The 20,316-nt window shown below is 71.1% G+C and carries 18 protein-coding genes; 11 read left to right on the plus strand and 7 right to left on the minus strand.

Translation table 11 applies throughout. The features are described from left to right. The first annotated feature begins 72 nt into the window (after positions 1-72). Together NFR49_RS00090 and NFR49_RS00095 are read left to right on the plus strand one after the other, a co-directional pair. Entirely contained in the window at positions 73-1,098 is a 1,026-nt protein-coding gene (locus tag NFR49_RS00090; protein ID WP_251157685.1) for an amidohydrolase family protein, read from the plus strand. 222 nt (positions 1,099-1,320) lie between these two features. Next, positions 1,321-2,037, plus strand: coding sequence for a hypothetical protein (locus NFR49_RS00095; RefSeq protein WP_251157686.1), 717 nt, complete (start codon positions 1,321-1,323; stop codon positions 2,035-2,037). Between the two features lie 19 nt (positions 2,038-2,056). On the opposite strand, the gene NFR49_RS00100 is transcribed toward NFR49_RS00095, so the two are convergent. Beyond that, positions 2,057-2,368 (minus strand): acylphosphatase, encoded by a 312-nt coding sequence (locus NFR49_RS00100; RefSeq protein WP_251157687.1) that lies wholly within the window; start codon positions 2,366-2,368, stop codon positions 2,057-2,059. Positions 2,369-2,459: 91 nt separating this feature from the next. On the opposite strand from NFR49_RS00100, the gene NFR49_RS00105 reads away from it, so the two are divergent. The 3 genes from NFR49_RS00105 to NFR49_RS00115 all read left to right on the plus strand — a co-directional run bounded on the left by NFR49_RS00105 (position 2,460) and on the right by NFR49_RS00115 (position 7,674). Then, positions 2,460-3,161 carry an ABC transporter ATP-binding protein gene (locus NFR49_RS00105; RefSeq protein ID WP_251157688.1) on the plus strand — a complete coding sequence of 234 codons (702 nt, stop codon included), beginning with the start codon at positions 2,460-2,462 and terminating at the stop codon, positions 3,159-3,161. A gap of 2 nt (positions 3,162-3,163) precedes the next feature. After that, the gene (locus NFR49_RS00110) at positions 3,164-6,616 is read left to right on the plus strand and encodes an FtsX-like permease family protein (protein WP_251157689.1); all 3,453 of its coding nucleotides are present in this window, start codon (positions 3,164-3,166) and stop codon (positions 6,614-6,616) included. Between the two features lie 107 nt (positions 6,617-6,723). After that, entirely contained in the window at positions 6,724-7,674 is a 951-nt protein-coding gene (locus NFR49_RS00115; RefSeq protein ID WP_251157690.1) for a DegV family protein, read from the plus strand. 91 nt (positions 7,675-7,765) lie between these two features. Here the strand turns inward: NFR49_RS00115 and NFR49_RS00120 are convergent, their stop codons facing one another. Then, on the minus strand, positions 7,766-8,524 hold the full coding sequence (locus NFR49_RS00120) for a Fic family protein (RefSeq protein WP_251157691.1): 759 nt from the start codon (positions 8,522-8,524) through the stop codon (positions 7,766-7,768). A 163-nt stretch (positions 8,525-8,687) separates the two neighbouring features. Between NFR49_RS00120 and NFR49_RS00125 the strand changes: the two genes are divergently transcribed. Then, positions 8,688-10,595 (plus strand): hypothetical protein, encoded by a 1,908-nt coding sequence (locus NFR49_RS00125; protein WP_251157692.1) that lies wholly within the window; start codon positions 8,688-8,690, stop codon positions 10,593-10,595. Positions 10,596-10,689: 94 nt separating this feature from the next. Here NFR49_RS00125 and NFR49_RS00130 read toward each other — a convergent pair whose 3' ends face one another. Both NFR49_RS00130 and NFR49_RS00135 read right to left on the minus strand, forming a co-directional pair. Continuing rightward, positions 10,690-12,330, minus strand: coding sequence for a DUF2142 domain-containing protein (locus NFR49_RS00130; protein ID WP_251157693.1), 1,641 nt, complete (start codon positions 12,328-12,330; stop codon positions 10,690-10,692). After that, positions 12,323-12,805, minus strand: a complete 483-nt coding sequence (locus NFR49_RS00135; protein WP_251157694.1) for a low molecular weight protein-tyrosine-phosphatase — start codon at positions 12,803-12,805, stop codon at positions 12,323-12,325. The genes NFR49_RS00130 and NFR49_RS00135 overlap by 8 nt, the downstream gene beginning before the upstream one ends. A gap of 127 nt (positions 12,806-12,932) precedes the next feature. Here NFR49_RS00135 and NFR49_RS00140 point away from each other — a divergent pair, with 127 nt between their 5' ends. Continuing rightward, positions 12,933-13,352: a 6-pyruvoyl trahydropterin synthase family protein gene (locus NFR49_RS00140; RefSeq protein ID WP_251157695.1), complete on the plus strand. Its 420-nt coding sequence runs from the start codon at positions 12,933-12,935 to the stop codon at positions 13,350-13,352. 98 nt (positions 13,353-13,450) lie between these two features. Here NFR49_RS00140 and NFR49_RS00145 read toward each other — a convergent pair whose 3' ends face one another. Both NFR49_RS00145 and NFR49_RS00150 read right to left on the minus strand, forming a co-directional pair. Continuing rightward, entirely contained in the window at positions 13,451-13,807 is a 357-nt protein-coding gene (locus NFR49_RS00145; RefSeq protein ID WP_251157696.1) for a DUF2304 domain-containing protein, read from the minus strand. Positions 13,808-13,815: 8 nt separating this feature from the next. Further along, positions 13,816-14,499: a glycosyltransferase family 2 protein gene (locus NFR49_RS00150; protein WP_251157697.1), complete on the minus strand. Its 684-nt coding sequence runs from the start codon at positions 14,497-14,499 to the stop codon at positions 13,816-13,818. Positions 14,500-14,671: 172 nt separating this feature from the next. Between NFR49_RS00150 and NFR49_RS00155 the strand changes: the two genes are divergently transcribed. From NFR49_RS00155 to NFR49_RS00170, 4 genes are all read left to right on the plus strand, one after another. Next, the gene (locus NFR49_RS00155; protein ID WP_251157698.1) at positions 14,672-15,154 is read left to right on the plus strand and encodes a CarD family transcriptional regulator; all 483 of its coding nucleotides are present in this window, start codon (positions 14,672-14,674) and stop codon (positions 15,152-15,154) included. A gap of 89 nt (positions 15,155-15,243) precedes the next feature. Continuing rightward, a complete protein-coding gene (locus NFR49_RS00160; protein ID WP_251157699.1) occupies positions 15,244-15,540 on the plus strand; it encodes an ACT domain-containing protein in 297 nt (98 codons plus the stop codon). A gap of 43 nt (positions 15,541-15,583) precedes the next feature. Beyond that, entirely contained in the window at positions 15,584-17,098 is a 1,515-nt protein-coding gene (locus tag NFR49_RS00165; RefSeq protein WP_251157700.1) for a citrate synthase, read from the plus strand. Positions 17,099-17,105: 7 nt separating this feature from the next. Beyond that, positions 17,106-17,942: an HAD family hydrolase gene (locus NFR49_RS00170; protein ID WP_251157701.1), complete on the plus strand. Its 837-nt coding sequence runs from the start codon at positions 17,106-17,108 to the stop codon at positions 17,940-17,942. Between the two features lie 94 nt (positions 17,943-18,036). Here the strand turns inward: NFR49_RS00170 and NFR49_RS00175 are convergent, their stop codons facing one another. Continuing rightward, positions 18,037-20,298 carry a KUP/HAK/KT family potassium transporter gene (locus NFR49_RS00175; protein WP_251157702.1) on the minus strand — a complete coding sequence of 754 codons (2,262 nt, stop codon included), beginning with the start codon at positions 20,296-20,298 and terminating at the stop codon, positions 18,037-18,039. Positions 20,299-20,316 lie beyond the last annotated feature (18 nt).

Below are 20,316 nucleotides of genomic sequence, written 5' to 3' on the forward strand. Positions count from 1 at the left end.
CCCTTTGGATACGTCGGCCAGGCCCCGGCGAGGGGCGCCGGCCGGACTTAGCAAGGACCAAAGGAGCATTGCATGCGCATCAAGAACGCCAAGGTATACCAAGCCGACGGTACCTTCGCCGAGACCGATATCGTCACCGAGGGCGAGTTCATCAAGTCCGACGCCGCCGCCGACGGCGAGATCGTGGACGCCTACGACCTGATCGCCCTGCCGGGCCTCGTGGACATCCGCGTGCGCCAGGTCGCGGACACGGTCTACGACGATGCCGGCAACTACGCCGTCGACAAGGTCGCCCGCTTCGAGGCCGGCAACGGCGTCACCTCCTTCGTGGGCACCGTCGAGCTCCCCGCGGCCCACGCCAAGAAGGTCGCCAAGACCGTCGCCGACTGGAACGCGAACGAGGCCGCCCGCCACGACGACTGCGCCGCCGTGCTCGGCCTCTCCCTCGAGCGCCCGCTCGAGCACATCGAGGACGCCAAGCCATCGCCCGAGTCCTGGAAGGACCTCGCCTACGACGACGCCGACACCTTCGACGACCTCCAGTCCGTGGGCGACGGCGTGTTCAAGGTCGTGGACGTCGACGCCACGCGGGAGGGCATGGACACCTACGTGGGGCTCGTCTCCAAGAAGGCCACGGTGGGCGTGGTGGACAACGGCGCCACCTTCGCCCAGACCGAGAAGGCCGTCAAGGCCGGTGCCACCGTCGTGAGCCGCCGCTGGGACGAGCGCATCGTCCTCGACGAGAAGAAGCCCGGCATGATGGACGCCGCCCTCAAGAACGACCAGGTGCTCGTGGAGCTCGTCGCCCGTGAGGACAACGGCTCCAAGGAGGACATCGTCGCCAACTTCGCCCTGCTCCAGGGCCGCATCGTCCTCGTGGCCGAGGACGGCAACCTCTTCGACGCCATGAGGCGCGCCATCGAGATGGGCGTGCCGGCCAACGTGGCCGTCGACGCCGCCACCTCCGGCCCCGCCCGCGCCCTCAAGATGGGCGACAAGGTGGGCTCCCTCGAGGACGGCCGCTACGCGGACATCGTGCTCGTGGACTCCTCGTACCACATCAAGCACGTCATCAACCGCGGCAAGATGATCCTCTAGCCGACGGCTCCCGAACCCGCTCGTGAAGGCCGGCGCCCCTCGGGACGCCGGCCTTTTCCGTGGGTAAGCTGCAGGCTGAAAGCAGGGTGGTCGCGAACGCGTGGAATACCCGGCCCGGCCGGCTCCCGGCGTTGCGGCCGCCCGTTTGGCGGGATGAGTCCCTAAAACGACGGAAGAGGACGGTGGACGATGCGCTGGGCAGGGGATGAGGACGGCAGACGCATGGGCGACGAGCCCGGCGAGCCCGGCTACGAGCTCTTCGCCGCGCACTCGCCCGGCGCGTTCCCGCGCTCGTGCCGCACGTTCCTCGACACCGGGCGCGCCGTGTCGCTGGCGGCCCTCGCGGGCATCGTCGTGGGCTCCGTCGTGGCGGCCCTCGAGCTCAACCCTGGCTACAACTACAACACCTGGCTCTACATGAGCTTCGCCACCGGCTCCCTGGGCGTGTGGGCCATCGTCTCGGTGGTGCTTGCCGACCGTAGCGTGTCGCCGCGCCAGGCGGCCCTGCGCACCCTGTCGTTCATGGCCGCGGTGGTGCTCACGTACTTCGCCGTGCGCTACGTGAACTACCTCGGCGGGCAGGAGCGCCTGCTGCGGTCCATGAGCGAGGTCATGGACGGGCGCTTCACGGCCATGCAGCACGCGCCGTTCTGGGGCCCCGAGAAGCTCGTCTCCCTGGGGCTGGGTCTCGCCCTCGCGGGGCTGGCCGCCCTCGTGGCCTGGGGCATGCGGCGGTTCGCCTCGTCGCCGCTCTACTGGGTGTTCGCGTGGGTGCCCCTGTTCATCCTCGTGTTCGAGGGATGGAGCTACTTCGTGCCCATGGCCGTCTACGTGCAGGTGGGGTTCGTCCCCGCCGTGGTGGACGTCGTGGGAGCGGCGGCCGTGGCCTGGATCGTCGTGTGCGACCGCAACCGCTCTCTGGCGGAGCGCATCGCCTGACGCCTGACGGTGCCCGGCCTCAGTGGTAGACGATGCGGAAGCTGCGGTCCTCGGGGTCGGGCTCCATCGAGTCCATGGCCTCCACGGTGTAGCGCCACGGGAACCGCTCGTAGGCGTGCTCGAGCAGCCTCATGAACCGCACCACCTGCGACGGGGTGCCCTGGAGCTCCATGGAGACGGTGCCGTCGTCCTCGTTGCGCACCCAGCCGGAGAGGCCCACGCGCCCGGCGATGTCCGCGCTCGTGTAGCGGAACCCCACGCCCTGGCACCGGCCGCCGAACGACATCCGGTAGCGCTCCAACCTGTTCCCGCCGTCGCCCGTCCCGTCCATGGCCGCCCCCTTCTCCCATCGCCTATCATAGGTAAGGTAAGCATAGCGGCTGCCGTCGCGGCCGCCGGTGTCGCGTCAGACGGGGGTGGCCGTGGCTTTCGTGCATTTCGAGGACGTCCGCAAGGTCTACCACATGGGCGACATCGACGTCTGCGCCTTGGACGGCATGACCTTCGACATCGAGCGGGGCGAGCTCTGCGTCATCGTGGGCCCGTCCGGCGCCGGCAAGACCACCCTGCTCAACATGCTCGGCGGCATGGACCGCCCCACCTCCGGCGTCATCGAGCTCGGGGGAGAGCGGGTGTCGGACCTCGACGACCGCGGCCTCACCCTTTACCGCCGCAACGACATCGGCTTCGTCTTCCAGTTCTACAACCTCGTGCAGAACCTCACGGCCCTGGAGAACGTGGAGCTGGCCTCCCAGATCTGCCCCGACCCGCTGCCCTCGGCCGAGGCGCTCGCGGCCGTCGGCCTCGAGGGGCGCCTCGACAACTTCCCGGCGCAGCTCTCCGGCGGGGAGCAGCAGCGCGTGGCCATCGCCCGCGCCATCGCCAAGAACCCCAAGCTCCTGCTCTGCGACGAGCCCACGGGCGCGCTGGACTACCGCACCGGCAAGCAGATCCTCGCCCTGCTCCAGGACACGTGCCGCGCCACCGGCCGCACCGTCGCCATCGTCACCCACAACAGCGCCTTCACCCAGGTGGCCGACCGCGTCATCCACGTGCGCGAGGGCCGCGCCACCTCCGTCTCCACCAACCCGTCGCCCGCCCCCGCGAGCTCCGTGGAGTGGTGAGCGTGCCCCCCGTCTTCCGCAGACACCTGTTGCGCACGGTCAGGCAGACCGCCGGCCGCTACGTGGCCATCGTCGTCATCGTGGCCCTGGGCTGCGGCTTCTTCGCCGGCCTGCGCATGACCGGCGTCGGCATGCGGCGGTCCGCCGACGCCTTCTTCGACCGCACTAACCTCTACGACCTCGAGCTGGTCTCTACGCTCGGGTTCTCGTCGTCCCAGGTGGGCGACGTCTCCTCGGTGGAGGGCGTGGCAGCCTGCGAGCCGGGCCGCTCCGTGGACGTCATGGCCCGCATGGGCGGCGTCAACCACGCCTGCCGGGTCGTGTCGCTGGACTCCTGGGGCTCCGACGGCTTCTCGGGAGGCCCCATGAACGGCCTGGAGCTCAGGAGCGGCAGGTGGCCTGAGTCCGCCGACGAGTGCGTGGTCGTGGACAAGGCCGCCGACAAGGGCGCCGTGCCGGAGGATGTGGAGGTGCTCTACGGCCCCCAGGACCTCGACGGGCTCCTCGCCACGCGCGACTTCAGGGTCGTGGGCACCGTGGCGTCGTCGGCCCACGTGCAGGAGGCGATCCTCTCCACCACGTCCCTCGGAAGCGGCACGGTCAACCAGGTGCTCTTCACGCTGCCGTCGGCCTTCGACGCCGACGCCCCCTACACCGAGCTCTACGTGCGCGCGGCCGGCGCGGCCGACGAGCTGTGGGGCTCGGCCTCCTACGACGCCGCGGTGGACGCCGTGGCGGGGCGCATCGACGCCCTCATCCCCGGGCTCGCCCAGGGGCGGGCCGACGAGCTGCGCGCCGAGGCCCAGGAGAAGGTGGACGAGGGCCGCGCCGAGCTGGCGGACCGCCGTGCCGAGGCGGAGGCGTCCCTCGCGGACGGCGCCGCGGGGCTCGAGGAGGCCGAGGCCCGGCTGGACTCCGGCGCCGCCGAGCTGGAGGACGGCCGGCGGGAGCTCGCCGACGGCCGCGCCCGGGTGGCCGACGGGGAGCGCCGCCTCGCAGACGGCGAGGCCGAGGTGGAGCGGAGCGCGGCGGAGCTCGAGGAGGGCCGCCGGCAGCTCGGGGCCGCCGCCGCGCAGGTCGACGCCGGGAGGCGGGAGCTCGCCCGGGCCGAGGCGGAGCTCGAGGCCCAGGCCCCCGCCGTGGAGCAGGCCCGCGCCGCCGTGGCCGCCTACGACGGGGGGCTGGAGCGGCTCGTGGCCCAGGCCGCGGCCGCGGGTCTTTCCGGCGACGACGCCCAGGCCGTGGCCGATGCCGCCCGGGCGGCCCTGGACCGGCTCAAGGAGGCCCAGGCCGCCGGCGCCGAGGGGCTGGAGGGCCAGGTCGCCGCCCTGGAGGGCCTCCTGGAGGCCGCCCAGGCCCTCGTGTCCCAGGCGCCCCAGGTGGAGGCCGCCCGCGGGGCGGTCCAGGCCTTCGAGGGGGGTCGCGCGCGCCTCGTCGAGGAGGCCCGCCGCCTCGACGAGGCCGAGGGCGAGCTCGCCGACAACCGTGCCGCCCTCGACTCCGGCGCGGCCCGCCTCCAGGAGGGGAGGGACGCCCTCGACGCCTCCCGCGCGCAGCTGGACGAGGCCCGCGGGGAGGTGGAGTCGGGGGAGGCGTCCCTCGCCGACGCCGAGGCGCGGCTGGCCGACGGCCGCGCCGAGTACGAGGAGGGTCTCGCCGCCTACGAGCGGGGGAGGCGGGAGGCCCTGGACGGGCTCGCCGAGGCCGAGGCCCGGCTGGACGACGCGCAGCGCGAGGTCGACGCCATCGAGCCCGGCGACGTCTACCTGCTCGACCGCGGCCAGAACTACGGTGCGGCCTCCTACCTGGCCGACTCCAAACGTATCGACGCCATCGCCACGGCCTTCCCGTTCTTCTTCTTCCTCGTGGCGGCCCTCGTCTCGCTCACCACCATGACCCGCATGGTGGACGACGACCGCGGGCTCATGGGCACGCTCAAGGCCCTCGGCTACGGCCGCGCGGCCATCTGCTCCAAGTACGTGGCCTACGCCGGGTCCGCCTCGCTCCTCGGCGCGCTCGTGGGCGTGCTCTCCATGTCGCAGCTGCTCCCGTGGGTGATCTTCACCGCCTACGGCATCATCTACGGCGTCCCGGCGCGGCCCATGCCGCTCCCCGTGGAGGCGGCGCCCGCCGTCGCGGCCGCCGTCATCGGCGTGGCCGTCACCGTGGGGGCGGCCCTCGCGGCCTGTCTGTCGTCGCTCCGCGAGAGCCCGGCCGGCCTCATGCAGCCCAAGGCCCCCAAGGCCGGGCGGCGCATCCTCCTGGAGCGCGTGGGGCCCGTCTGGCGCCGCCTCTCCTTCTCGTGGAAGGTCACGTTCCGCAACATCTTCCGCTACCGCCGCCGCTTCCTCATGACCGTGGTGGGCGTCGCCGGCTGCTGCGCCCTGCTGCTCACGGGCTTCGGCGTGCGCGACGCCGTGAACGACATCATCGACAGGCAGTTCGGCGAGATCGTGCACTACAACGCCACGGTGGGCCTCTCGGCCGACGCCACGAAGCGGCAGCGGGCCGAGGTCCTGGACGCCCTCGGTTCCATGGGCCGCGGCGACCCCGTGGCGGCGTTCGAGGAGAACGTCGTGGCGAGGCCCGAGGACGGCTCCAAGGACCTCGCCGTCGTGCTTGTGGTCCCGGAGGACGCCGGCTCCCTGGGGCGCGCCGTCACCCTGCGCGAGCGCCGGGGCGGCACCCCGGTGGACCTCGGCCCCGACTCCGTGGTGCTCACCGAGAAGCTGGCCACCACGCTCGGCGTCGGCCCCGGCGACGAGGTGCGCCTCTGGGCCCAGGACGCTACCGGCAACGCCACGGGGCAGGAGCGCCGCCTCGAGGTCACCGCCGTGTGCGAGAACTACCTCGGGTCCTACGTCTACCTCGGCGCGGACGCCTATGCCCGGGCCTTCGGCGAGCCGGGCGAGGCGAACACCGCCTTCGCGTTCCTTCCCACGGACGCCGCGGAGCGCGCCGACGACGCCGACCGGCTCCAGGCCATGGACGGCGTGGAGACGCTCATGCTCAACGACGAGACCATCGACACCTACCGCGAGATGCTCTCGTCGGTGGACCTCGTCATGGTGGTGCTCATCGCCGCCGCGGCCCTCCTCGCCTTCGTGGTGCTCTACAACCTGGCAAACATCAACATCGCCGAGCGTTCCCGCGAGATCGCGAGCCTCAAGGTGCTCGGGTTCCTGCCCAAGGAGGTCTGCTCCTACGTCTTCCGCGAGATCGTGATCATCGTGGTGGTGGGCGCCCTCGTCGGGCTCGTGCTCGGCACGTGGTTCGAGGGCTACGTGGTGGTGACGGCCGAGGTGGACGCCGCCATGTTCGGCCGCGAGATCCACGCCGCGAGCTATCTCTACGCGTTCGGGCTCACGGTGCTGTTCTGCGCGTTCGTGCTGGCGGCCATGGTGCCCAGGCTCGCGTCCATCGACATGGTGGAGAGCCTGAAGTCCGCCGAGTAGCCGCGCCCGGCCCTCCCGGGCCTTCAGGCTGCCTGTGGGTTATCCGTGGGCTCCCGGGTCGTGCCCTATCATGAACGCGTTTGTTCCCGTCTCAAACTGGAGGTCCCATGGCCGCCGTCTGCAACCTCATCGTCGACTCCCCGTGCGAGCTCAGCCGCGAGTTCTGCGAGGAGAACGGCCTCACCGTCCTGCACTTCACCTACACCGAGCCCGACCGCGACGACGGGCGCGAGCCGCTCTGCGGCGTCGACGACATGTTCGGCACCATGAGCGCCCACGAGTTCTACGAGCGGATGCGCCACGGCGCCGAGCCCAAGACGAGCCAGCCCTCCCAGATGGAGTTCGAGGAGGCCTTCCGCGCCGCCATCGCCTCGGGCGTCCCCACCGTCTACCTCGCCTTCGACTCCGGCATCTCCGGCTGCTACGAGGGCGCCTGCATGGCTCTGGAGCGCATGAAGGGGGAGTTCGGCCCCGACATCGAGCTCTACGTGGTGGACACCAAGCTGCCCTCGACCCCGCTCACGCTCCTCGTGTGGGAGGCCGTGCGCCAGCGCGACAAGGGGCTCACGGCCCGCGAGCTCGCCGACTGGGCGGCCGAGGCCCACAACCACATCCACACCCTGTTCATGGTGGACGACCTCACGGCCCTCGCCCGCGGCGGCCGCATCCCCTCGGGCATCGCCTTCGTGGGCTCCAAGCTCGACATCAAGCCGCTGCTGACCGTGGCCCTCGACGGCACCCTCGAGCTCGCCGGCATCGCCCGCGGCCGCAAGAAGGCCATCCGACGCCTGGCCGACAACTATCTCAAGAACCACTCCGACACCACCTTCGTGTGCGCCACCGCCAACGCCGACTGCCCCGCCGACATGCGGCGGCTGGAGGAGATCATCGGGCGCGGCGCCGACGGCGACGTGCTGTTCATCGAGGCCGAGGCCGGCCCCACCATCGGCTGCCACGTGGGCCCGGGCTTCCTGTCCTGCTGCTTCTGGGGCGCCGACCGCAGGGATGGCATGAGCGTGCCCGACCAGATCGCCAGCGAGGTCCGCTCCGAGGGGTAGGGCGTCCGCGGCGACGTGGGAGGGGGCGCCACCGGACCGGTCCGGTGGCGCCCCCTCCTTTTTTGCCTGTCCCGCCCGTGCGCCGCGGCGCCTAGCGCACCCGGTCCTCCCAGGAGCGCACGGTCTCGTGGCGCAGGAACCGCTTGAAGGGCTCGAGGTCGCCGGTGTCGTCGAAGGCCTCGAGGGCGGCGTAGTAGGCGTCCACCTCGTCCTCGAAGACGCTCACCGGCGGGTGCCCGCCGAAGAGGAGCACGTAGTTGGCCAGCTCGCGGGCCACGCGCCCCGTCCCCTCGCTGAACGGGTGGATGGTGACGAGCTCGTTGTGGAGGAAGGCCGCGCAGGTGACGGCGCGCCCGGGGGTGAGGCCGGGGAGCGTCTCGTCGACGTCGCGCAGGAGCTCGCGCGTGAGGCGCGGGCACTCGTCGGGGGCGGCGCCCACCTCGTGGGTCTCGCGGACGATGTGGTCGGAGAGCTTGTAGGTGCCCGGCCGCTCGCCGTCGGCCAGCTGGGTGGGGCTGTAGGTGCCGTAGGTGAGGGTGCGGTGCAGCGTGAGCACGAAGGCCTCGTCCAGGGGCGCGCGCTCCTCGAGCCGGCCCATCATCCAGCCGAAGGCGGCCTTCTGGTTGGTGACAGAGACGAGGGAGCGCACGTCGCCGGTGTAGGCCGTGACGCTGCCCTGCTCGAAGACCTCCCGGGACTCCTCGTAGGTGAGCTCGGCCCCCTCGACCTTGGCGGAGTGGTACGCGAACTCCATGGCGAAGTCGCCGAGCTCCCGTCGCCGCACCGGGTGGGGGAGGAGCCCCCACCACTCGAGGACCATACTGTATGCGCGGCTCTCGTCCCTGGCCATGGCTGCCCCTTCCTCCGGAACCGTTTCATCCATCATGGACCAAGGCGTCCCTCCGGGACGGCCGCGGGCGGAGGGGATTCGGGCAGCGGTCTGGAGATGTCGTGGCCCGGCGCGCGGCGCGGGATACTAAGGGCCGTAGGGCAGGCGAGTAGGGGAGGGTCCCATGGCATGCACGCGACGGAGCTTTCTTGCGGCCTCGGCCGCCGCCTCCCTGGGCGCGGTCCTCTCCGCGTGCGGCAGGCCCGCCCCCGCGCCCGCCCCGGCGGCCCCCGACGACGGGCCCTCCGTGAACGTCCACGCCTACGACGACCTCGCCCTCGATGCCTCCGCCTGGAGCCATGACGAGGAGCACGACGTCTACTACCGGCTCTGCGTGCCCTACTGCCTGACGCCGGCCTCCACCACCGTGCAGCGGCTCTCGATATTCGTCCCCGGCGCCTACTTCGACGCCGAGGCCAAGGGCGACACCTTCTCCTGCACCGTGGCCGAGGGGGCGAAGGTGGGGTCGTTCGACTCCTCCAACGCCCCGGTGGTCATGCCGGTGGACTCCGCCTCGTGGAGGGGCCAGACGCCGGCGGGCACCTACTCCTACGAGGGGCTCAAGCCCTACATGGACGCCGGGTGCGTCTACGTGCTCGCCGGGTGCCGCGGCCGCACCACGGGCTTCGAGTCGCGGGGCCAGGCCTCCGGCGACGGCACCGTGCCCGGCGGCCTGCCGTGGAACGTCTGCGACCTCAAGAGCGCCATCCGGTTCCTGCGGCTCAACGCGGGCCTCCTGCCCGGCGGCGCCTCGGGCGTGTTCTGTCTGGGCGTGGGTGCCGGCGCCTCCCTCGTCGCGTGCCTCGGCGCGTCGGGCGACGCCCCCGGGTTCGACCCCTTCCTCGACGCCGAGGGCGCCGCGCGCTGGGACGGCGGGGGCGCGACCCTCTCCGACGCTCCCTCCGGCTGCGCGATCTGGAACCCGGTGGGCCCCCTCGCCTCCGCCGACGGCGCCTACGAGTGGCTCTACGGCCGCCACGTGGACGACGGCACGCGCTCGCCCGACCGCTGGACGTCGGCCCTCTCCCGGGACCTGTCCGGGTCCTTCGGCCGCTGGGTCTCCGGCTTGGGCCTCACCGACCAGGACAACGCGCCCCTGGCGCTCGACGAGACCCTCGACGGCGAGGCCAGCGACGGCTCCTACCTCCAGGCGGTGCTCTCCGAGCTCGAGGGCTCGGCCAAGCGGTTCTTCGACGCCACGGCGTTCCCGGCCACCGTGGTGCGCGGCGCGGCCGAGCAGGCGTCGTTTCCCGGGGTGCAGCCGTCGTCCACGGGGACGGCCGAGGAGCTCGCCGCGGGTGCGCAGCAGAACGCGGAGGCCGTGGCGTCCGCGGGCCTCGACGTGGACCTCGGCGCGGCCTCGACGGTCGAGGGCGCCCATGCGCAGATCAAGAGCCTGCCCTTCGAGACCGCGAAGGCCTATGTGGCCTCCCTCAACGGCGACGGCGACCCCTGGCTCTCCTACAGCCCCTCCCGCGGCACCGTCCGGGTGGGGTCCCTCGGCGCCTACGTGCGCGCCCTCGCCGTGCCGACGCTCGCCTGCACGGCCTTCGACGGCGTGGGCTGCGACACGGCCGAGAACCAGCTCCTGGGCATCCCGGACACCCAGACGCTGCACTACTCCGAGATGGTCTACGACCTGCTGAACCACCGGCAGTGGGAGTACCGCTCCCTCGCGGGCTGGGACCCCATGTACGTGGGCGCCTGGGGTCAGAACCTCACGGTGCGCGACGCCCAGGGCCTCACGCCGCCGGAGCGCTGCTCGCTCTGCGACCCCCTGGCCTACCTGGCCCCGGGAGGGGAGGCCTTCTCGGCCGGCACCGTGGCGCCCGCGTGGCGCGTCAACGTGGGCCTCGCGCAGTCGGAGGCGCCCTTCACCGCCGCCATGGACCTGGCGTGGGCGCTCCGCTCCTACGACGGCGTCTCCACTGCCGACCTCACGGCGGTCTGGGAGGGCGGCTTCGGCCTCTGCGAGGAGTCCGGCGACCCCGTGGCCAACGCCCTGGCCTGGGTGGCGGCCCACACCGCCTGAGCCCGCCGACCCTGTCCCGTCAGTCGGACACTTTTGTCCCAACGGTCGGGCACTTCTGTCCCAATCCGGGACTCCGTGCGCCGCCCCCGCGGGCCTAGAAGCGCACGAGGAACCCGAACGCCGCCACGGCCCACAGCAGGCAGAAGCCCGCCCACAGGGCCGCCTGGGGGAGCGCCCCCATCACCCGGCGGGCCGGCCCCGTGCCCCCCACGGCCTCCAGCCGAGCCTCGAGCCGGCGCCTGGGACCCGTGCCGAAGTTGAGGCACACCAGCAGGAACGGCGAGATCTCAAAGAGCAGGTAGCGCACCTGGATGCCGCTCACCAGCGGCGCCCCCACGTCGGTGTAGCCGAGGTAGAGGGCCGTGGCCATCAGCACGAGCGACAGCGCGATGCCCGCGAAGGTCCCCCAGCCGACGGCGGGGCCGCGCCATCGGTCGTCCACGGGCCCGCGGTCGAGCAGGGCGGCCAGCAGCACGAGGCAGAGCCACCCCGCGGCCATGAGGGGCCAGCCCCCGGGCATGGGCAGGTAGCAGAGGTTCACGGGGAGCTGCTGGAACACGGCCACGGGGTTGAAGGCCCAGAGGAAGCTCCCCACGAGGGTGGCGAGGTAGGTGACCGGGTGCGCGAGGAGGAAGGCGAGCTGCCGCCGCGAGTCGATGTCCGTGGCACCCCCGCGGGTGTCGGCCCCCACGCTGCCTCCGGCGAGCAGGAACGGCACGGCGAACGTGGCGAGCACCGCCGCCGCCGTCGCGCAGCAGGCGCAGACCCAGGCGCGGTGCCCGCGGGCGTCGGCGAACTTCGTCCTCGGCATGAAGAGCAGCATGAGGGCCGAGGCGACGAACACCGCCTTGGTGACCGTCCCCACGAGGAACGGCACGAGGATCCAGGCCGCCCTGCCCGCGGTGAGGCGCTCGTCGGGGCGCTGGAGCTCGCCCACGAAGCGGCTTGCGGCCAGTGTGACCAGGGAGATCGCGAAGGGGTCGTACGAGTAGTTGCAGGCCATGAACACGAGCGTGGGCGTCACGGCCACGGCGAAGACCACCCATCCCCCGCGCCTGAGCCACGACGCGGCCAGCGCCATGACCGCCGCGTACACGAGCAGGTTGCACACGCGCCCCAGGAAGAGCCGCACCAGCACCGGCGCGTCGAGGAGGTCGCCGACGGCCAGCCCCAGCGCGTTGGGGAGCCGCCCCACGGTGGTGGGCTCCCACGGGGTGACGTTGGTCTTGCGGGTGGACACCACCTCGTCGAGCTCCTCGAACCGCGCGTTGGCGTGGTCCATGCCCTCCTCCGAGAGGATGGACTCCCAGTTGGGGTGCCAGTCGTCGTCGCTCGTCCCGAGCGGGTAGAGGCCCACGTCGTAGATGCCGTCCATGTCGTAGAGGACGTCGTCGGCGAGCGAGCTCACGGTCACCCGCCCCTGGGCGATGCGGTTGGCGGCCCGGTAATGCGCGTAGCCGTCCCAGCTCACGGACACGATGGCCGGCATGTAGGCGCAGAGGAGCAGCCCCACCGGGAGCACCGCGGCCAGGACGGCGGCCCCCGGGCGCGCGGCCAGGGCGCGCCGCCTCAGGGCGACGAGGAGGGCCGAGGGCACGAGGACGGCGGGGAAGAGGGCGTCCCTCCAGGCCATGCCGCCCAGGGTGGAGCACGCGAGCCAGAGCAGGGCGGCGAGGGCCGCGAGGCCGGCCGCGAGCGCCCAGGGCGCCACCCGGCGCCGCGAGGCCTCAGCCACGGGAGAGCATCCCCTTGCAGCCCTCGTAGACGTCGCGGAAGGTGGCCTCGAAGTCGCCGGTGTACCACGGGTCGGCCACGTCGGTGCGGCCGCGGGCGTAGGCGGGGTCCGCGAACGAGAGGAGCGGCCTCACGCGCCCGCCGTCCAGGGCGGCGGGGCCGAGGATGCGCCGCAGGCCGCGGAGGTTCTCCCCGTCCATGTAGACCACGAGGTCCCAGTCGTCGAGCTCGTCGGTGCGCATCCGCCGCGCCCGGTGGGGGACGCAGGGGATGCCGTGGCGTGCGAGCTCCGCCACGGTTCCGGGGTGCGGCGGGTTGCCGAGCTCCTCGGTGCTCGTGGCGGCCGAGTCCACGGTCCAGAGCCCCTCCTCGCCGGCCTCCCGCACGAGGTGTTCCATGACGGACTGCGCCATGGTGGACCTGCAGATGTTGCCGTGACAGACGAACAGGACGGACACGGGGGCGCGGCTCGCCAAGGCTTGCTCCTTTTTGAAGGGGAGGAAAACGGGTCAAGCATACACGCTCTTTCCGGGGCCGTGGGGTATGATGCACCGCGTCCACAGCGGCTTCCCACGGGTGCCGCGCGAACGCGGGGAGGCCGCCATGTACGAGCTCATCGCCGAGGGGCACTTCGACTCCGCCCACTTCCTCCACGGCTACGACGGCAAGTGCGAGAACCTCCACGGCCACCGCTGGCGCGTCGTGGCGACGTTCGGCGCCGACAGCCTCGTCGAGGACGGCGACATGCGCGACATGGTGGTGGACTTCTCCGTGGTCAAGCGTGCCGTGGCCGAGGTCTGCGACTCGCTCGACCACACCCTCCTCGTGGAGGAGGGCACCCTCGCCCCCGCCACCGTGGCGGCCCTCGAGGCCGAGACCTTCTCCCTGACCGTGCTGCCGTTCCGCACCACGGCGGAGAACCTGGCCCGCCACGTCTTCGGCGAGCTCCGCGCCATGGGGCTGCCGGTCACGGCCGTGGAGGTCGACGAGACCCCCAACAACCGCGCGGTCTTTAGGCCCTAGGCGGCCCGCCACGTAAAAAGGGCCGCCCCCGGCGGCCCCTGACGGTCGTTCTCCATTTTCCCGCGGCCCAGCGGCCCCGCGTCCCCGAGGGCCGTCTCTCAGCGGCCCTCGTCCTTGTCGGCGCCGCGGTCGTTCTCGTCGAGCGCCACCTCCTGGGCCAGCTGGTCCACCCGGTACTTGAGCGTGGAGATCTTGGACGAGTTGCGGAACTCCCTCACGAGCATGAGCGCGATGATCACCACGTAGACGAAGTTCGCGGGCGACTGAAAGCCCAGGAGCGCGGACAGCCAGAACGCGATCTGGGGGAACACCGCCAGGACCACGAGGAGGCCGGAGAAGCAGATCCAGAAGAGGGAGTCCTCGATCTGGATCTTCTGGCGCTTGACGGCGCTGCAGATGAGCAGCAGGGTCGCGGCGGCGCCCACGATCAGGAGTATGCGCAGGGAGCGGTCCATGGGAGCTCCTATCGGAACCATTGGAAGAACAGGATGTTGAGGCAGGTGCGCCCCATGTATGTGACGGCCTTGGCGGGGGAGAGGTAGCTCTCGCCCGCCTGGCGCTCGCGCATGGACGCCGGGACCTCGACCACCTTGGCGCCGCCCTTGCGCACGAGCAGCGCAACGGCGTCGGGCTCGGGGCCCATGTCCATGCCGGCGGCGAAGGCCTTGAAGGTGCTGCGCCTGAACATGCGCATGCCGCTCGTGGGGTCGGTGATGGAGGCCCCCGTGGTGGCGCGGATGAGGTGCGAGATGAGCGAGTTGCCGATGTGGCGCAGGGAGTGGCCGCGCTCGCCCTCGAGGAAGCGGCTCGCGATCACGATGTCGGCCCCCTGCGCCTCCATGGCCCGGGCCATCTCGGCGATGTACTCGGGGCGGTGCTGGCCGTCGGCGTCGAACTGCACGGCGGCGTCGTAGCCGTGGCGCAGCGCGTACTTCATGCCGGCCTGGAAGCCGGACGTGAGGCCGCAGTTGATGGGCATGTCCAGGTGGTTGTAGCCCTCGCGGTCGCAGATGGCGCCCGTGGCGTCCCGCGAGCCGTCGTTGATGACGAGGACGTCCACGTCCGGGCAGCTCGCCATGAGCTCCTCGACCGTCGACTGGAGGCTCTCCTCCTCGTTGTATGCAGGCACTATGGCCAAGACCCTCATGGCGCTCCGTTCGCGGGACAACGCACCAATCCTAGCATCCCGGCAGGTACCCGACGGGTTCCTCCCAAAAGGCCACAGAGCGCCGCCGCCCCCGAGGGGTGTCCCGCAGTAACGACAAAAACAAACCAGTATATCTTGTGCTAGCATAGATGCAAGTGAAACGGAGGAAAACATGTACCAAATCGGTGACTACATCGTCCATCCGGGTCAAGGCGTCTGCTGCGTCGAGGCTGTGGAGGGCGGTGACTCCCCGGTCTACCACCTCATGCCCACCCACGGGCGCAACCCCATGCTCATCAAGTACCCCGTGGCCTCCGAGGCCAACCTCCGGCCGGTCCTGTCCGCCGACGAGGCCGAGTCCCTCATCGAGAGCTACCCCGACATGGAGCTCGACCCTTTCACCGACCGCTCCGCCGTCCTCGAGGAGAAGCACTTCAAGAAGGTCATCCGCCACGGCTCCTGCTCGGACGTCGTGCGCATCGCCAAGACCTTCCGCTCCCGCATCGCCGACGTCGAGGCCAACCACAAGAAGGCCCCCGTCATCTACGAGCGCATCTACAAGGAGGCCCACGACCGCTCCGTGGAGGAGCTTTGCTGCGCGCTCCACGAGTCGGAGGACCAGATTACGGCCCGCTTTCAATCCTGCGTCTCCTAGGGGCCTCGCCGGCGGCGTCCGTTAGAATTCATACCCGACCCTTCCCGGACCCCGGGCATGCCCCGGGGCCCTCGTTGTATGGAGGCACCATGGCTCAGGAACGCCAGGATACCAGCGGCCGCGCGATCCTCACCGTCCTCGGCTCGGACCGCGCCGGCATCGTGGCCGCGGTCACCGCCGTGCTCGCCCGTCATGACGCGAACATCCTCGACATATCCCAGACCATCCTCCAAGGCGTCTTCACCATGACCATGCTGGTGGACCTCGGCGCCGTCGACGTGGACTTCGACACCCTCCAGGGCGAGCTCGCGGCCCTCCAGGGCGAGCTCGGCGTCCAGATCACCTTCCAGCGCGAAGAGGTCTTCCGCTTCATGTACCGCCTCTAGGCGTCCCGCCCGAGGGAGGCGGCCATCGGCCCCGAGGAGAGCCATGACCGTTAACAAAGAGAGCCTCACCGCCCACTACCGCCCCGTTATCCCGTCGGCCAGCACGAGCGCCATGCTCCACGTCACCGACGTGCGTCCCATGCCGTCGGTCTCCTGCGGCCGCGAGCCGGTGAGCGACGCCCTCTACGAGGGCTTCCGCAACATCGACGCCGCGGACCCGGCGCTCTACGAGCACTACGGGGTCAAGCGCGGCCTGCGCAACCCCGACGGCTCCGGCGTCGTGGCCGGCCTCACCACCGTGTGCGACGTCCACGGCTACCGCAAGGGCCCCGACGGCATCGAGCCCGACGAGGGCGACCTCCTGCTGCGCGGCTACTCCATCGGCGACCTCGTGGGGGCCGCCGCCTCCGAGGGGCGGTTCGGCTACGAGGAGCTCGCCTTCCTGCTCATCAGCGGCCAGCTGCCCACCTACGCCCAGCTCGCGGACTTCAACGACCGCATCGACTCCCGCCGGGCGCTCCCCGTGGGCTACCTCTCGCTCTTCCCGCGCACCACGGCCTCGACGTCCATCATGAACGTGCTCCAGCGCGCCACGCTGCTGCTCTACGCCTTCGACGACGACCCCGACGCCACGGACCCCCAGCACGAGGTCGACGTCGCCATCTCGCTGCTCGCCCGCCTGCCGCGCATCGCCGCCATCGCGAGCGCCGCGTACTCGGCCGAGGCCAACCAGTCCGAGCTCTCCATCCCGCCCATCGAGCCCGGCCTCTCCATGGCCGAGACGATCCTCCGGGTCCTCAGGGGGGCCGAGGGCTACACCCGCGAGGAGGCCCAGGTCCTCGACACCATGCTCATGCTCCACGCAGAGCACGGCGGCGGCAACAACTCCACCTTCACCTGCCGCGTGCTCTCCTCGTCGGGGACCGACCCGTACTCGGCCTACGCGGCCGCCATGGGGTCGCTCAAGGGGCCCAAGCACGGCGGCGCCAACTTCAAGGTGGGGCAGATGATCGACGACGTCTGCGACCACGTGGCGGACCCGTCGGACACCGAGGCCATGGAGGCCTACATCGCAAAGATCGCGGCGGGGGAGGCCTTCGACGGCACGGGGCTGCTCTACGGCATTGGTCACGCCGTCTACACCCTGAGCGACCCCCGCGCCGCCATCATCCGGCGCTACGCCGGGGCCCTGGCCGAGCACAAGGGCCTCTCGAGGAGGTTCCACACCATCGAGGCCATCGAGGACCTGGCGCCCGCCGTGGTCTCGCGGGTCCGCGGCACCTCCAAGCCGCTCTGCGCCAACGTGGACCTCTATGCGGGGTTCGTCTACGACATGCTGGGCATCCCCGCAGAGATGCACACGCCCATCTTCGCCATCGCCCGCCTCTCGGGCTGGGTGGCCCACCGCATGGAGGAGCTCTACGGCGCCAGCCGCATCATCCGCCCCGCCTATGTGGTGCCGTGGGCGTCCACGTGCCCGGTCTACGTGCCCATCGCCGGCCGGGCGGGCGACGAGCCCCCGCTGCCGGCACCCCTCGCCCAGTCGTCGCCCCACTAGGAGCCCCATGGCCATCGTCTTCTCCGACCTCGACGGCACCTTCCTCACGCCCGAGAAGCAGGTGCACCCCACCAACCTGCGCGCCCTGGAGGCCCTCGCGGCGTCCGGCGGCGAGTTCGTCGTCTGCACCGGCAGGCCGCTCTCAGGCCTCCCGGAGTCCCTGCGCTCGCTGCCCGGCGCCCGCCATGCCGTGTGCGTCAACGGCGCCGTGGTGGTGGACCTCGCCGCCGTGCGGGCCGGGGGCGACGGCGTCATCCACGCCACCCCCATGGGCCCCGGGAGGGCCCGCGCCGTCTACCGGGCCGTGCGCCATCTGGACATCGAGATAGACGTCATGGCCGACGGCCGCGCCTTCGCCGAGCGGGAGCGCTTCGACCGCCTGCACACCTACGGCCTGACGCCGGGGTTCCTCGACCAGATCCGCCGGTCGAGGACGGTGGTCGACGAGCCCCTGGACGAGGTGGTCGACGGCCTCGGCCGGGTGGACCGCCTCTCGGTGTACTACCACACGCCCGAGGAGCGCGACGAGTGCATCGCCGCCGTGGAGGCCGACCCGAGCCTCTCCTGGACCTCCTCGGAGTCGTGCAACCTCGAGATCAGCGACGCCGCGGCGTCCAAGGGCAGCGCCCTGGAGTGGCTCTGCCGCCACCTGGGGGTGCCCGTGGCCGACTCCGTGGCCTTCGGGGACGGCATGAACGACACCTCCATGCTCGCGGCCGCCGGCCTCGGCGTGGCCATGGCCAACGCCCAGCCGGGCGTCGCCCCCTTTGCCGACGCCTCCACGCGCCTCACCAACGACGACGGCGGGGTGGGCGACTACCTGCTCCGGCTCCTCGGGGCATGAGCCCCTCCCCGATCCCTGCCCAAGAAAACGGGGGCGCCGGCCACTGCAAGGCCGGCGCCCCCGTTCTCGTAAGGTCGCACAGGGCGGTCGCGGTCTAGTTCCTGCCGCGGCCGTGGTGGTGGCCGTGGTGACCCGGGCGCTCGATGCGCACGGGGCGGCCCTCCTCGTCGAAGACCACCTTGGGGTGCACGCCGGTGCGGTCGGCCGACTCCTCGCCGCCGATGACGTTGGCCTCGGTGTCGGCGATGACGTCGGCCATCTCGTCGGCAAGGTCGAGGGAGAGGATGTCGTCCTCGTCGTCGCCCTCCTCGGCCGCAAGGTCGGAGGAGAGGGAGAGGGGAACCCGCTCGAGCACGGTCACCGGCGCCATGCGACTGAACAGGGGCACGTACTCGAAGAGCACGCCGGAGGTGGCCAGGCCGTACCACTGGGCGGGGCTGCCGCAGATGCGCCGGATGGCGTACTTGACGCTCATGACGGTGCGGTCCTCGCCGGACAGCTCGGTCTCGGGGGTGAGGAGCTTGCGCAGCATCACGAAGCGGAAGTCGCCGATGGAGCCCGGGTCGCGGTAGATGGAGTAGCGGATGGGCTGGGGGGCCATCTCCTCGCTGCGGACGAGGTCGCCCACCACCTGGCGGAGGTACGCGTTCACGCGCTGGTTGACCTTGAAGCCCAGGTGCAGGGTGCACTTGAAGACGAAGTCGGTGCCGAAGTCGTTGACGGTGTAGGCGTGGGTGAAGGGCTCGTCGGTCACCCGTACGGTCACGAAGAAGTAGCAGCGGGCACGCTTGGGGCGCTTGTCGAGGATCGAGTAGAGGATGTCGCGGTCGAGCATGTCGGAGCTGGCGTCGTTGGTGAGGAAGACCAGGTTGTCGGCGAGCATGGGGATGGTGTCGTCGTCGGACAGGCGCCTGAGCTGCGGGATGTAGCGGGCCACGGGCAGGAAGACCGACTGCGAGCGCTCGATGGCGCTGCCGCGGCGCCAGACGAACATGATGAAGAAGATGACGGCCGCCATGAGGATGGTGACGTAGCCGCCGTGGAAGAACTTGGAGAGCGACGAGAGGAAGAAGGCACCCTCGAGGGCCACGAAGAAGCAGGCGAAGATCACGGCGAGGCCGGTGTGGCGGCGCACCCTGGACAGGTAGACGGTGAGCAGCAGGGTGGTCATGAGCATGGTGAGGGTGATGGCCAGGCCGTAGGCGGCCTCCATGTTGTAGGAGGTCTTGAACAGCAGTACCACGCCGATGCAACCGATCCACATGACGGTGTTGACCATGGGGATGTAGAGCTGGCCCTTGGTCTGGGAGGGGTAGGTGACGCGCAGGTGGGGCAGGAGGTTCAGGCGCGTGGCCTCGGAGACCAGGGTGAACGACCCGGTGATGAGGGCCTGGGACGCGATGAGGCCGGCCACGGCCGACAGCACCACGGCGAAGGCGCGGATGTCCACGGGCATCATCTCGAAGAAGGGGTTGAGCTCGGCCGTGGCGGCCAGCTCGGCGTTGCCGGCGTTGGCCACGATCCAGGCGCCCTGGCCGAGGTAGTTGAGGAACAGGCAGAACACCACGAAGGGCCAGGACGCGTAGATGTTGGAGCGGCCTACGTGGCCCATGTCGGAGTAGAGGGCCTCCGCGCCGGTGGTGGCCAGGAACACGAAGCCCAGGACGGCGAAGCCGGCCTTGTTGAGGGGGCCGAACAGGAACATGACGCCGCGCAGGGGGTTGAGGGCGCGGAGCATGTCGAGGTTGCCGACGAGGTTGATCGCGCCGGTGACGGCCAGGAAGAGGAACCACACGCACATGACCGGACCGAACATCCGGCCGATTGAGCTCGTGCCGGCGCGCTGCAGGAGGAAGAGCCCGCACAGGATGACGATGGTGATGATCACCACGATGGTGGGGGTCTCGCCGAGGAAGGAGTGGCCCACCTCGATGGTGCGGAGGCCCTCGATGGCCGTGGTGACCGTGACGGCGGGGGTGAGGATGCCGTCGGCGAGGAGCGCCGCGCCGCCGATCATGGCCGGCAGGATCAGCCACTTGCCGCACCGGCGCACGAGGGAGTAGAGGGCGAAGATGCCGCCCTCGTTGTGGTTGTCGGCACGCATGGCTACCAGCACGTACTTGACCGTGGTGATGAGCATCACGGTCCACAGGATCAGCGACACCGCGCCGATGATCATGTCCTGGGAGACGCTTGCGAGGCCGCCGTTGCCCGCGACGATGGCCTTCATCACGTAGAGGGGGCTCGTGCCGATGTCGCCGTAGACGACGCCCAAGGTCACGAGGGACATGCCCAGGGAGAAGGGGATGGCGCCGTGGCCCGCCTTCTTGGCGACGGCCGGGACGGTTGATGCCATGGTGACTCCAATCGAGGG

Source organism: Caniella muris, from assembly GCF_943193035.1.
GTDB lineage: Bacteria > Actinomycetota > Coriobacteriia > Coriobacteriales > Atopobiaceae > Granulimonas > Granulimonas faecalis.